Source organism: Paenibacillus uliginis N3/975 (assembly GCF_900177425.1).
Lineage (GTDB): Bacteria > Bacillota > Bacilli > Paenibacillales > Paenibacillaceae > Paenibacillus_AQ > Paenibacillus_AQ uliginis.
Window position 1 is genome coordinate 3,313,665 of record NZ_LT840184.1, and the last position, 12,760, is coordinate 3,326,424.

Genomic DNA, 12,760 nt, shown 5'->3' on the forward strand with positions numbered 1-12,760 from the left:
AGATTTTCATTTTAAAGTAAAAAACAAACCCTCATTCATGAAAAGAATGAGGGTTTGTTTTTTCTTGGGTGGGGAATGTTATCAAGTTCTTGTCATTTATGTTATCAAAGTTCTTGTCATCCGACATATGATGCCATGTGTCTAATGACACAAAGTTACCTACATATTTAAAGTAAAGAAAGCCTGATGGATCAGGCTTTTTGTTATTTATGTGTAGGAGAAATTGTGTCATGAAAAAATGCACAAATGTGCCTACATTGTAGGATAATGACACAAAAATGCCTACATTCTGGCGGGACTAACAGTACGTATGTTGAACCAGTGCGCCCGGGTACAACCTTATTCAAGTTAAAACAAGCCAAAATGAAACGTTAGCGCTCGAGAATGGCTCCGCCGTCATTAAGCTAAGGCAGCATAGTTGAAATGATGTTAAAATGTAAGTGTAAAAAACAATACACAATAATGGTCACAAATGAAGTAAAGGGTTGTGGAAAAAGTTGAAGAAAAGATTTTCGACAGAAAAAGCAGATTGGTCTGATATAAGAGAAAAACAGTATCGACAAGACTGTCTAGATATCGTGCTTCAGTTCGGTGATATACTAAAAAAGATAGATGATAAAGTGTATTTGATAAGAAACGATGAACAAATCGAGATATTGAAACCAGATAAACAAAAATCATTTTGGTATGAAACTTGGTTAAAAATAAAGGATTACTACGGAGTATAATCTTTTAGCTCCGTATTTACTGTTACGCTAACGGGACACTATAGCTTAATAAATAACTAAAACGCGGCTGCCGGTATAGATCGGCAGCCGCGTTTCGCTATTGGGCAGTCTAACACTAAATAATGGTATAATATGCCTGGTGACAAGATGATTGAGGAGAGGAAAGTGGATCTTGATATGTATTATTTAAGAATAGTTTTCTTTGTTACTAATAATTACGACTTGGACCTCAAAGATGAGAAAATTTTGTTTCAAACAGAAGGTTCTTTATGTAACATGAAAGTTGTTCGGATATTTGGAAAGGTAAAAGTCATATTATTGTATGGTGGGTTTAGTACTGAAGAAGTTGCTGTTAGAGAAGGTGAAAAGCTCTTTTTTAATGTGAAAAAGAGTTTTATTAAACAGGGAATTCCAATTAATATTTCTGGCGGACTTAGGGTTCTCGATACAATTCAAACATCATTTGATACTGGGGAGATCACACAAGCTGGCTTAGAATATCTACAGTCAACAGTGCCCGAGTTGGCAAATAGAACAGTGAAAAGTGAAGTTTTAGGAATGGGCATATATCAATTAGATGAAGATATCTCGGAGGTCAAATTTGTAGCTCATGATGTGGAAATTATAAGAACAGTAAAGGTTCCAGTTATAAAGATGGAGGATTATAGAGAAGATGACAAACTTAAAATAGCCTATTCGCTATTAAATTCAAGTAATGCAGTCAACGATCTGAGAGCTAGTTTTATTTTGAAGGTTAGCTCGATTGAATCATTAGTGCCAGAGGACCTGCATAAAGACGAAAATTATTGTAGTGTCATTAATCAAATCAATAAAATGATAACAAAGGATAATATAAAACTAGAGCTATCAGATGTTGAACTAGACAAATTTATTCAAAAAGTAAAAGGTGCTGTCGGTGCTCTTAAGAAAAAATCCATTGGCGAGAAGTGCAGGGACTTAATTGTAAGGTGTAATATTCATAAGCAATATCAAGGTAAGGATGTAATTTCTTTTTTCAATGAGTGTTATAACTTGAGAAGTGAATTTGTCCATACCGGAACATTTAAAAATAAGGTTGATGAAACTAAAAAAATACGTGAATTGGAATTGTATTTGGAAGATTTAAATAGCTTAGTTCTTGATATCCTCGAGTGTTATGAATCATACATTTAATTGTAATTCATCTCTGCTTTGAATATCATACAATTACTTCCATTAAACTAACGGGCAGATAACATCAATTAAGTAGAGCCGAGGCAGCTCCATACGATAGCAAATAAAAAAGGATTCGGGGTTCATCCGAGTCCTTTTTTGGTATGTCAGAAGTAGATTACCGTTCTCTTGCAATCGTCCAAGCATTTAGTGTGGGGTTTTTCCGTATTAAGAGCCGCTGATTTAAGACGGTATTTCTGCGTAAAAGTCATGAGTCGCAGGAGATATTTCCGAGGGTCGGGCTCCCGGAGCGACATTTGGGTGAGCCCTATAGTCCCAGCTGCTGTAGATATTCCGCTGTTTCTACCGGGTGCGAAATCGGGAAGTTGTGGGCAGCCGGAATCTCCAGCGTGCGCACGGAGCGAAAAGACTCCGGCTGCCGGTATACCCGATCCTGGGTGCCCCACAGGATCGTAACCCCGTCCTTTCGCAGCGACACATCCTGCGAAAGGCGGAAGCTCTCTGCGCGCGTCAACGCAGAGAGGGTCTCCGCAGTCGTCTTCCGCACACGCGGCGACTGCAGCTCTTGCAGGACATAAGTGACATACCCCGGCGGTATGTCACTTATGTCTGTAAAGCAGCTCTGCGCCATCAGCTGCTTCTTGAGACCCGGCGCGCTCAACCTACGCAGCGCAGCCTCGGTCAGGAAGGCGCTCCGGTACATCTTTGGAGCGCGGTGCAGGACAGGCTGCAGCAGGTGGAGTCTGCGGATCCGTTCCGGTACGCACGCGTAGGCGTGGGCAGCCAGCAGGCCTCCCAGCGAATGGCCGACGAGCGTAACCGGGGTGTCGAAAGAACGAATCGCCTCTACGAGCGATTCGATGTGGCCTTCGAGGACGTTCCGCCCGTGGTGATAGGGCGAACGTCCGAAGCCTGGGAGATCGACCAGACAAACGGTCGACTCCGGGAACTGCTCAGCAAGCGGCAATAGGCAATCCGCACTGCTTAACGTGCCATGCACGAAGACGATGGTATTCGCTGCGGCAATGGATCCCTCTTGCTTTTTGTTCAACGCTCCATCGTCCGCCCTGTCCATCACGCTCCTCATTTCGGAAGCTGCCTCGTTCAATGAACCATAATACCTCGTCCCGTTTCGCTCCAGCGTAGCCAATGGACCTCTTTTCCCGCGCATAAATCCGTCTGTATCCACTTGCGAATGTACAAGACGAAAATCGAGATCTGCTATAGTGGCAGGCATGATCGAGGCATTCACGGTATGAGCTAGACAGTATCGATGTTGGATTTCACGAGCGGCAGCCAGGGGATATGCTTGATCCGCCTTGACAATAAAATCCAGCGATTCCTTCGGAATTCCCAGCTTCCGGCCGATGGAACTGCCAAGCACCTTGGATAGTACTCGAGGTGAGATGGAGCCAACCGGTTTACCCACACGAAGCTCTTTCGTAATGCCTGTCACGAGCTTCGTCATCGACGGACTGTCATTCTTCTCATCCAACAAATAGTAGGTCCCGTTAACCGGAAGCGCCTCACAGGCAAGGGCACTTATGAAGGCGGCGACATGATCGACATGAACGAGCGGCAACCAATGCGAGGATCCGCCAGGGACGATGCCCATCATTTTGCGCGCTGCGGATTTCACGAGAATACCCAGCCCCCCGGTTTGCACGGTTTCGCCGTGTTCTGAGCTTCCGATAACGACACTTGGGTGGATGACGGAGAGTGGAAAACCTGCTTGTTTGGCACTTTGGCGAATGCGCAAATCGGCAAAGAACTTCATCCGCTCGTAAGGCGGCTCTTGCTCTAAGTGAGCGATAATAGAATCCGGTGAAAGGATGTTATCGTCGTTAAAGGGACTTTTGAATCCAACGAGATGAATAAAATGCCGCAAACCCTTGCGTTTATGAATTTCCTCGGCGATGCCGAGCATTTCCTCCGCCGCCTGCAAGAAGACTGTACGCGCTTCGTCTTCGCCCAACAAAATATCCATGGGACCCCCCGCATGAATGATCACATCCGCCGTCTGCACCAGAGCCCGGTTGGACGCGCTCAATCCAAGGTGGGGCGCACTCAAGTCTCCGATGATAGGGTTTATTCGCCCCGCGTACTCACGTCCCAACCCCATTTGCTTACACACTTGCTCCCACTTTGCATTGGATCGTACAAGTGCATTGATTGTATGATTTTCTTTAGAAATCGCAAGCTCCTTTAATGCATACATACCGATAAACCCTGTACTACCTGTCATGAAAATGTGCGCCATCAACATCGCCTGCTTTCAATTGAATTTAGTACTGAACAGTGCTAATTAAGGGTAAAAAAATTACTTTAGCAATAACGCTAAAGTGTGAAAAGACTGCTCCAACAGAGTCGAGTCTTCACTCGCATGCTGGAGGAATAATCCGCCTTCAATCGCCGCGACGATGAATTGTGCAGTAGATCTGGCCGATAAATCGGCTTTGAATTCTTGTTTGTGGATCCCTTCAAGAACTAATTGTTCCACGATGCCGATTTGATCACGGAAAAACCGGCCGACCTTTTCGCGAATTATTGGAGCATCCAGCGGCATCTGTGTATACAGGGTGATAAAGGGGCACCCGCCTAAACATTCCAACTCTTGGTGTGTCAGCATACGAAGAATAGCTTTGAAACGTTCTTGCACGGTTAAACTCGACCGTTCGGCAATATCGTGAATCATTTCCGTATAGGTTTGTATGAGTTGATCCATGATAGCGGACAACAGGTCTTCCTTGCTTTTGAAATAATAATAAATGTTCGTCTTGGATACTTTGCTCGCCGTTACGATATCATCCATGCTGGTCGCGAGATAACCTTTTGACAGGAACAAGGTGGTCGCGACTTGAAGGGCAAGATCGCGGTTGCTGGGTTTATACTTTTTTATCATATTAGCACTATACGGCACTAAAAAAACTTTGTCAAACCCGACATGCATATCCTGCTCCAGAAAGAAGGTAATAAGAAGCTGGAATTCAACTATACCCCAGCTACAAATGATCTGAAAAATTTGAAGTATATGAAAATCTAAGAATACGGGAGAAAAACGGAGATATGCTTTTTGTTCAAAGAGGGAGGATAGTTCAATATGAAGCTGTAGTGGAAGCGGATCCGGTATCGAATAAGATTTCTACGGGCTCGTTGCTGTGAAACTATCATCCCATAAACTAAAAAAAGCCGCGATTATGCGGCTTTTAATGGCATAATTTTTTTGACTTCTAGACTGCCATATCCCCATGAATATAAACCTTTACTTGGTTTGTGCAATGCCGGATATACTTATTGTCATTATACAAATTAGAATGAGTTGTTTTTTTGTTATAATGAAATTAGTAAGAGTAGGTAATGTAGGTAACTTTGTGTCATTAATGTAGGCACATTTTTGTCATTAGACAGAAGTTATATTCATTTGGGGGTTTTTCCGGGATTTAGAAGACATATGTACAAAATACGAGTTTTGTGTAAAAGTAGTAAGTAATATAGAAATTCGCCAGCCATTAGGTACGCTCGAATCTCTAAGGTGCTCGGTTTTTCTTCGATGCCTTCGTCCTGAATCATTTTTTCGTATAGCTGCCTTGCTTCGGCTAGAGTACATCCGGTTTTCTCTTGCACATATTTACAGACATGGAGCAAATAATTCTTTTGTAAATATTCCAAAACCTCAGCAGAATCAACCATAACGCCATTTATTTCATAACGCATATCATGAACTCCTTAATCTGTCTTTAATTTTTTTATCAATTAATCCCGATTCGATCAAATTGGCTCATCTCGAACATAGTTTGTTGATTATATTGTAACAAACTTCTACGTCCAGTCATTAGACATATTTCTAATATTTTACCAACAGCTCACCGGCAACTATGAATTGCTTCATTTTCTCAATAATATCGAAATGATCATTACTTTTAATTCCTTTGAGTATGACTTGATACACGATTGAATCAACAGTAGTCGGCTTCGGAAATTCAAATACAGCGTATTCATAAGCTGAGCAAACCTTTTCTTCCTTGGTGTCTACCTTCGTTACGCCAGAGCTGGTAATGATAATATCGGTGTTTCCGATCGTATATGACATTCTGGCCTCCTAACTCCGGATGAGCATCTTTATAGGTTTTCAGAACCTCCTCAGCGAATATATAAGCTTTTCGGTCCCCTATCATTTTAACATCAAATTTTATATCGTTTTTTTCACCAGCGTATATAAGGAACTCGTTGAAATACCTATCCGTTTTTTCAGGCACCCCTTCCTTCTATCCCAATAGCCGGTCATACAATCACTTCCCACTTTCTTCGGCATTTTTTTGCACAACAAGCGCTGCGTGCTGGTGTGCCCCACTTAAACATATTTCATCACTAAAGACAATTACTTGAAGCAGATTCTCGATAAAGATCCTGATGTTAGTATTTTTTTTGATGTATAAGAACTCTCAAATTAGATTTAATGGATGCAATGGGCTACCAAATGCCGAACGTAAACTTCTCCACGAGACCCCCTCCTCCTTTGTGACATTCATAACAACAAAGAAACCATTCCCTCAAGGGTATGGTTTCTTTGTGTAGGTAGGAGTGAACTTCGCGCTCATTCAGGACAACGCACTCGCTTCTGTTCGAGCTAGTAATAGCGAGACGGCTTGCTCGCCAATTGCAGTCTGATGATAATCCACACTTGGGTTTCACTTAATGGCGTATTCTCCTCGCCAATAATCTCGAAATCTTACGGGTAACTGTAGCCGTACGTCTGGGCGGAAGCTATAACGTTCTCATAATACGAAGGCAGCAAGAGAACTTGATAATGCAACTCATGCGCTTTCTTTAGAATGCCGTTAATGAGTTCATCATAACAAGAGTTATTGTTATACGGCACAATGACACCGGTCAGACCCCATTTAGTTGACACTGAAAAAAGACCCTAAGCTGCAAGCTGGTGTCGGTACTCTACCGGCGTCAGCTTCTTTAATTTTCTTGTAGGATTGATATTTCTGAATAAATTCCTTTAGGCAATGTTGCTTCCACTATAAAATCCCTCTATTCGACGTACATTGTGACCATGCGGTTTCAATCCCTCCCATGTGTAACTGGTTACACATGGACTTGTCAATTAACTAACATTTTGTTAATTGTGTGAAATGGTTGCGGTAGCCAAGCCTAAGCGAGGATTATCAAATAAAAAATGACACAACAACGGACTTCATTTCCGGTGTTGTGCCAATAATCCCCGCACGATCTCAACTACTAAATCGGGTTCGTCATGCATAATCATATGGCCGCTGTTCTGAGCTATAATTAGTTCGCTGTCGGTGGATATGTCCAGCAAGCCCTTTTGCTGCTCCTGCCAAATATCTTCCAGCTGGCGGCTGCTCTCTGCGGACATGCCGAATGCGGTGGCGTCGTTAGGAATGGTGTGAGTGACGATTCTAACGGGAAGGGATCCGAGCTGTTGATCGCGGATAGCATCTTCTACCTCGGTCATGTGTCTGTCTTCTTCTTCCGCCGTCTCCAAGTAAGCTGACGCTGCGTCCACATTGATATAGAGCGGCCTCTCCTCTGCCGGCAATTGAGCTAATAGGGAATTCTGAAACAACCGCATAGCCCCCGACGCTTTTAATAACTTCACCAAGGCTGTAGGCGGCACTCCCATCTTATCCGGATCCAGTCCTTCACGTTCAAAGATAGCATCCGTTGCCTGCGAGAATTGTTCCGGTCGCGCATCCAGCAGTACCAATCCGGCGACTTCATCCCTATACTGCTGCGCGAACAGTCGGGAATACATGCCACCCTGGGAATGGCCGACGAGAATATACGGCCCGCGAATGCCTTCCTGCTGCAACGCGGTATGCAGCTCTTGCACGATACGGTTGCCGTTCCGTTCCGTATCCGCCTTGCTCACTCCAGCCATAGCCGGCCCGGTCGTATGTGACGACCGTCGCATCCTTCACCAACTGCTCAGGAATATCTCTCCAAATGTGGCTAGACTCCCGGCTGCCAGCCTCGAAGATAATCGTCGGCGAGCCAATCCCGATCTTCTTCACATGCAGGCGAAATCCACCGACATCAACCAGCTTGCCCGGCGGGGGATAGTTTTGCTTGGCCTGCAAAGATGCGAACCGTTCATATACAAAGCCGAGACCGATGATACACACGAGTACAGCCAGGGCTGTCACCAGTATTTTAGCCCAGTTCTTCCGACTGGTTCGCTTTGCCTTGACGGTGGTTGTGTTCATACGATGCCCCTTTCTGTTTCGTGAAGCGGCTTGGATGAGCCGTTGTGTCGAATGTTTATTTTTACCATTATCAATTTCAATAATTATACTATAATACATTATTATAACAGTCAAAGATTAATCATAACACCTCAATCGATTATAGGCTGGATCTTCAAAGGACACTCCCCTCGGCCAGCGCTGATAAAAAGGATCTCTCTCAACCTCTGTGTATCATCTAAAAAAAAGACTATTCGATTTTGTCCTGCAGTATCTGCACGTTCTAAAAGATACTTCAGAAGTCTTTCTCTTTTCATGCTACGGCCTCTCTTTTTCTTTTTGCACTAACGAAGCAATTTACTTTAAACACGTCAATACAACAGTAAATATGCTGCCTTTATCCGGCTCACTTTGCACCCCAACGTCACCACCGCAAAGTTCCACTATGCGTTTTACAAGTGGAAGTCCAAGTCCATATCCTGTTTTGGAATGAGAAGTATCGCCCTGATAAAATTTATCGAAAATATGAGCTTTAGTCTGATCGTCCATGCCAGATCCGTTATCCTCAATAACAAACCGAATCTCGTCATTTTCATATGCAAGGGTAATATTTATTAAGCCACCCTGATAGGAAAATTTAATGGCGTTATCTATAAGGTTAAGCCATAACTGCTGTGTCAAATCTTCATTTCCGCTATAAATCACCTTATCTAAGTCCACATTTACGGTAATCTCTTTTGCAGACCATTTGGGCTCCATTAATACGATTGACTTTCTAATTTGTTCATCCAGCCTGAACGGGGCTTTATCCGCAATAATTTCAAGGTTCTCGTATTTTGACAGTGTAAGAACATTGGTGGAAAGTGCAGCTAAACGCTCTGATTCCGTTATGATAATGTCTAGATACTCCCGTCGTTCTTCGTCTGTAAGATTATTTTCCTTGAGAAGCTTTGCAAAACCACGTAGAGATACGATAGGTGTTTTAAATTCATGGGAAAAGTTGTTGACAAAATCGCTTCTCAGTGTTTCAGTGCTCGAAAGTTCTTGTGTCATTTTATTAAAGCTCTGAGATAATTCTTCCAATTCACCGATGCCTTTTATATCTACCTTAACGCTAAAGTCTCCTCCGGCCACCTTATGTGTGGCATCAATTACCTTGCGGATTGGATTCAGCGCTTTTTTGCTGAGAAAGGCCGTAAGTGCAGTTCCAAGCAAAATGCAGAGACCAAAGAGTATAAATAACGGGAATAGAGGATTTCCACCTCTCGGATCCTGTGCAGGATGACCGGAAAGAGAAATAATGCCAATATGCTGTAATAGGACGACACTTCCTCCAATCAGCACAAATGTTGACACCATAACACCGAACACAAACATCACCAATGTTATGGCAAGACTCAATCTCTTCTTAAAAAATTCTCTCATGTTTTTTTCACCGCCTTATAGCCAAGACCCCGAACTGTAACAATATCAAACTCTGGCCAATCTCGAAATCTGTCCCTCAAGCGGTTTATATGAACATTAAGTGTGTGGTCATCGGTTTCGGATTCCATTCCCCAAATCTCATCCATAAGTTGAAGACGGGTAAAAATCATATTCGGATAAGAAAGCAGCTTATATAATAGGTAAAACTCTTTTTGCGGTAGTGTAATAACCTTATCTTCACGGGATACAGTGAGAGCATCATAATCAAGTACAACCTTGTCGACTGTCAGCTTATGTTCACTGGCAATCTTTGCTCTGCGAAGAAGTGCCTTAATACGAAGTACCATCTCCTCCTCATCTACAGGTTTTGTCATATAATCATCCGTACCAACAAGAAAACCCTTCCTTTTGTCCTTTGGTTCCTGCTTAGCTGTAACCATCAAGATAGGCAGATTCTCCCAAGAAAGCCGGAGTTGCCGTGTTAATTCATAGCCATCCATATTCGGCATCATTAAATCAAGCACCACTAAATCAAAGTGCTGCTGTTCCATTAAATTAAGTGCGATGATGCCGTCCTCCGCCCAGTATGTTTCAAAACCGTTCTGTTTTAAAACGGCACACATTAACTTTCTGGTATTAGTATCATCTTCTACAACTAGTATTTTAAGCATATAAAGTGCCTCCATTTACCTTATTATTGCTAATTAATTTTACCATCAAAAAGTAAACTGAAAATCAAGTGAATCGCTCCATCCAATTGATATTGAGTTTACTTTACACTGCTACCCTATTGGTGCACACAAAAAAATGGAGGAATGTTTATGCTGAAACTCAAACTGGAGAAAATTAAAAAAACATATAATAGCGGCGAAGTCGTTACTGCTTTAAAAGGTATATCACTTGGATTTCGAGAAAATGAACTTGTTTCCATACTCGGTCCGTCGGGCTGTGGTAAAACCACACTTCTTAATATTATTGGCGGTTTAGACCAGTATGATAGTGGCGATTTAATAATAAACGGTTTGTCCACAAAAGAATATAAGAACAGTGACTGGGATGCTTACCGTAACCGTTCTATAGGCTTTGTATTTCAAAGCTATAATCTAATCGGACATCAAACGGTATTGCAGAACGTTGAAATCGCTATGACTTTATCTGGCGTATCAACTTCCGAAAGAAGACGCCGGGCGAAGCAGGCACTAATAGAAGTCGGGCTTGCCGACCATTTGAACAAGAAACCAAATCAATTGTCTGGCGGTCAAATGCAGCGTGTTGCCATAGCAAGGGCGCTCGTGAACGACCCCGATATTATCCTTGCGGATGAGCCGACTGGGGCACTTGACAGTCATACCAGTATTCAAGTCATGGATATATTAAAGGAAGTGGCCAAAACACGTCTTGTCATCATGGTCACCCATAACGGTGAACTGGCAGAGGAATATTCAGACAGAATTATCCGTTTTTTAGACGGTGAAGTTCAGTCGGACAGTAATCCAATTGTGGAAGCTGAAACAGGAAAAGCATCCGTACAAACACCAAAAAAACAGAAGTTCAAGAAAACCTCCATGTCACTGTTAACAGCAACGGTGCTTTCCTTTAAAAATCTACTGACAAAACGAGGCAGAACGCTTATTACAGCATTTGCAGGAAGCATTGGCATTATCGGTGTTGCGCTTGTGTTGGCTCTTTCAAACGGACTGTCTACCTATATGAGCAGTATGCAGTCCGATACACTCAGCAGCTTTCCCATCACCATCGGCACAGGCGAGCAAACCGTAGATTTGACCGAACGTGGTCCTGGTGGTCTTGAAGGAAATAATGATGCTGCAGGATATACAGAATATCCGAATGATAACGTTATGTACTCCTATGACAGTGAGAAAAACAGTACAAAGCATAGCAATATCATTACCGAAGACTATCTTAATTATATCGGAAAACTTGAAACTGATTTACCTAATGCAGTCAACAACATTTCCTATATGCACGGAGTAAACATCAATTTGTTGGCAAAAGGAAAAGACACAGCCGTAAAGTTTGAAACAACTTCAGCTCCAAGCGGTATGGGAATGATGATGGGTGGCAATAGCACCTACTTGCAGGAACTTCCTGAAAATAATGACTTTATTTTATCTCAATATGATTTAATTGGTGAAGGAAGCAGGATGCCTACAGGAAAAAACGAAGTCGTTTTAGTTGTTGATAAATATAATCGCATTGACAAAGCATTTTTTGAAAAACTTGGTATTACTGAGAATACCGAAAATTATAAGCTGACCGATTTTATTGACAAAACAATTTTAAAAGTAATACCGAATGATGATTACTATACTAGGAATGGAGATTTATTCACTGCGGCTGCGCCTACAGATTATGAAAAACTGTATGACAGTGATACTGGAACAAAACTCACGATTACCGGCATTCTGCGTTCCAAAAAAGATGTGTCAAGCAGCTATTTGTCACCGGGTATTGCATATACTACGGCTCTCACCGCAGCTGTAGTTGAAGATGCGCAAAAGAGCGAAATTGCAACCACCCAAAAAGATTCGGATAAGAATGTTTTGCTTGGCGCTCCTTTAGACAATAAGGCGAAGGACAATGCATTGATAATGCTTGGAGCTGATTCCACTCCAACGGGTATCAATATTTATCCAAAAGATTACGAAAGCAAAGACAAGATAAAAGAATACCTTGATAAATACAATGATGGTAAATCAAACGATGATCAACTGATTTATTCTGATATGGCGGAAATGATTTCTTCCATAACAGGAACACTACTTAATACCGTAACTTATGTTTTGAGCGGATTTGCCGCTATTTCTCTCTTGGTTTCCACAATTATGATCGGTATCATAACGTATGTTTCGGTAATTGAGCGCACCAAAGAAATCGGCATCCTTCGCAGTGTGGGTGCACGTAAAAAAGACATTTCAAGGGTATTTAATGCGGAAACGCTGATTATAGGATTCACGGCAGGAATGATTGGGGTAGGTCTTTCATATCTGCTTGAAATACCGATCAATACCATTATATCTAATCTAGCAGGAATATCTGGAGTTGCAAGTCTTAGCCCACTTCATGCAGCAGCGCTGGTTGCCGGAAGTATGATACTCACCTTAATTGCTGGATTTATTCCATCAAGAATGGCTGCAAAGAAAGACCCAGTTGTTGCACTTCGAAGCGAATAATACAATAATTAACGACATAAACAAA

The 12,760-nt window shown here is 42.4% G+C and carries 12 protein-coding genes; 3 read left to right on the forward strand and 9 right to left on the reverse strand.

Annotated features, from left to right (window positions below; all coding sequences use genetic code 11):
• Positions 1-497 precede the first annotated feature (497 nt).
• Both B9N86_RS15600 and B9N86_RS15605 read left to right on the forward strand, forming a co-directional pair.
• Positions 498-728, forward strand: coding sequence for a hypothetical protein (locus B9N86_RS15600; RefSeq protein ID WP_208914100.1), 231 nt, complete (start codon positions 498-500; stop codon positions 726-728).
• Positions 729-860: 132 nt separating this feature from the next.
• Positions 861-1,901, forward strand: coding sequence for a HEPN domain-containing protein (locus B9N86_RS15605; RefSeq protein WP_208914101.1), 1,041 nt, complete (start codon positions 861-863; stop codon positions 1,899-1,901).
• 307 nt (positions 1,902-2,208) lie between these two features.
• On the opposite strand, the gene B9N86_RS15610 is transcribed toward B9N86_RS15605, so the two are convergent.
• The 9 genes from B9N86_RS15610 to B9N86_RS15645 form a co-directional block, all read right to left on the reverse strand.
• Positions 2,209-4,161: an alpha/beta fold hydrolase gene (locus B9N86_RS15610; protein WP_244562714.1), complete on the reverse strand. Its 1,953-nt coding sequence runs from the start codon at positions 4,159-4,161 to the stop codon at positions 2,209-2,211.
• A gap of 60 nt (positions 4,162-4,221) precedes the next feature.
• The gene (locus B9N86_RS15615) at positions 4,222-4,803 is read right to left on the reverse strand and encodes a TetR/AcrR family transcriptional regulator (RefSeq protein WP_342192578.1); all 582 of its coding nucleotides are present in this window, start codon (positions 4,801-4,803) and stop codon (positions 4,222-4,224) included.
• Between the two features lie 515 nt (positions 4,804-5,318).
• A complete protein-coding gene (locus B9N86_RS15620; RefSeq protein WP_208914103.1) occupies positions 5,319-5,615 on the reverse strand; it encodes a hypothetical protein in 297 nt (98 codons plus the stop codon).
• A 130-nt stretch (positions 5,616-5,745) separates the two neighbouring features.
• Positions 5,746-5,991 (reverse strand): hypothetical protein, encoded by a 246-nt coding sequence (locus B9N86_RS15625; RefSeq protein ID WP_208914104.1) that lies wholly within the window; start codon positions 5,989-5,991, stop codon positions 5,746-5,748.
• Positions 5,992-6,630: 639 nt separating this feature from the next.
• Complete coding sequence (locus B9N86_RS15630) at positions 6,631-6,813, reverse strand: hypothetical protein (RefSeq protein WP_208914105.1); 183 nt, start codon at positions 6,811-6,813, stop codon at positions 6,631-6,633.
• A 291-nt stretch (positions 6,814-7,104) separates the two neighbouring features.
• A complete protein-coding gene (locus tag B9N86_RS30795; RefSeq protein ID WP_342193877.1) occupies positions 7,105-7,764 on the reverse strand; it encodes an alpha/beta fold hydrolase in 660 nt (219 codons plus the stop codon).
• The gene (locus B9N86_RS30800; RefSeq protein ID WP_342192580.1) at positions 7,655-8,137 is read right to left on the reverse strand and encodes an alpha/beta fold hydrolase; all 483 of its coding nucleotides are present in this window, start codon (positions 8,135-8,137) and stop codon (positions 7,655-7,657) included. The genes B9N86_RS30795 and B9N86_RS30800 overlap by 110 nt, the downstream gene beginning before the upstream one ends.
• A 336-nt stretch (positions 8,138-8,473) precedes the next feature.
• Positions 8,474-9,541 carry a HAMP domain-containing sensor histidine kinase gene (locus B9N86_RS15640; protein ID WP_208914106.1) on the reverse strand — a complete coding sequence of 356 codons (1,068 nt, stop codon included), beginning with the start codon at positions 9,539-9,541 and terminating at the stop codon, positions 8,474-8,476.
• Positions 9,538-10,212 (reverse strand): response regulator transcription factor, encoded by a 675-nt coding sequence (locus tag B9N86_RS15645; RefSeq protein WP_208914107.1) that lies wholly within the window; start codon positions 10,210-10,212, stop codon positions 9,538-9,540. The genes B9N86_RS15640 and B9N86_RS15645 overlap by 4 nt, the downstream gene beginning before the upstream one ends.
• A gap of 150 nt (positions 10,213-10,362) precedes the next feature.
• Here B9N86_RS15645 and B9N86_RS15650 point away from each other — a divergent pair, with 150 nt between their 5' ends.
• Positions 10,363-12,735 (forward strand): ABC transporter ATP-binding protein/permease, encoded by a 2,373-nt coding sequence (locus tag B9N86_RS15650; RefSeq protein ID WP_208914108.1) that lies wholly within the window; start codon positions 10,363-10,365, stop codon positions 12,733-12,735.
• Positions 12,736-12,760 lie beyond the last annotated feature (25 nt).

Bases quoted from the DNA above. Each gene is read 5' to 3' on its own strand.
- B9N86_RS15605 (WP_208914101.1), top strand. From the start codon at position 861: ATGCCTGGTGACAAGATGATTGAGGAGAGGAAAGTGGATCTTGATATG.
- B9N86_RS15610 (WP_244562714.1), bottom strand. From the start codon at position 4,161: ATGGCGCACATTTTCATGACAGGTAGTACAGGGTTTATCGGTATGTAT.
- B9N86_RS15615 (WP_342192578.1), bottom strand. From the start codon at position 4,803: ATGATAAAAAAGTATAAACCCAGCAACCGCGATCTTGCCCTTCAAGTC.
- B9N86_RS15620 (WP_208914103.1), bottom strand. From the start codon at position 5,615: ATGCGTTATGAAATAAATGGCGTTATGGTTGATTCTGCTGAGGTTTTG.
- B9N86_RS15625 (WP_208914104.1), bottom strand. From the start codon at position 5,991: ATGTCATATACGATCGGAAACACCGATATTATCATTACCAGCTCTGGC.
- B9N86_RS30800 (WP_342192580.1), bottom strand. From the start codon at position 8,137: ATGAACACAACCACCGTCAAGGCAAAGCGAACCAGTCGGAAGAACTGG.
- B9N86_RS15640 (WP_208914106.1), bottom strand. From the start codon at position 9,541: ATGAGAGAATTTTTTAAGAAGAGATTGAGTCTTGCCATAACATTGGTG.
- B9N86_RS15645 (WP_208914107.1), bottom strand. From the start codon at position 10,212: ATGCTTAAAATACTAGTTGTAGAAGATGATACTAATACCAGAAAGTTA.
- B9N86_RS15650 (WP_208914108.1), top strand. From the start codon at position 10,363: ATGCTGAAACTCAAACTGGAGAAAATTAAAAAAACATATAATAGCGGC.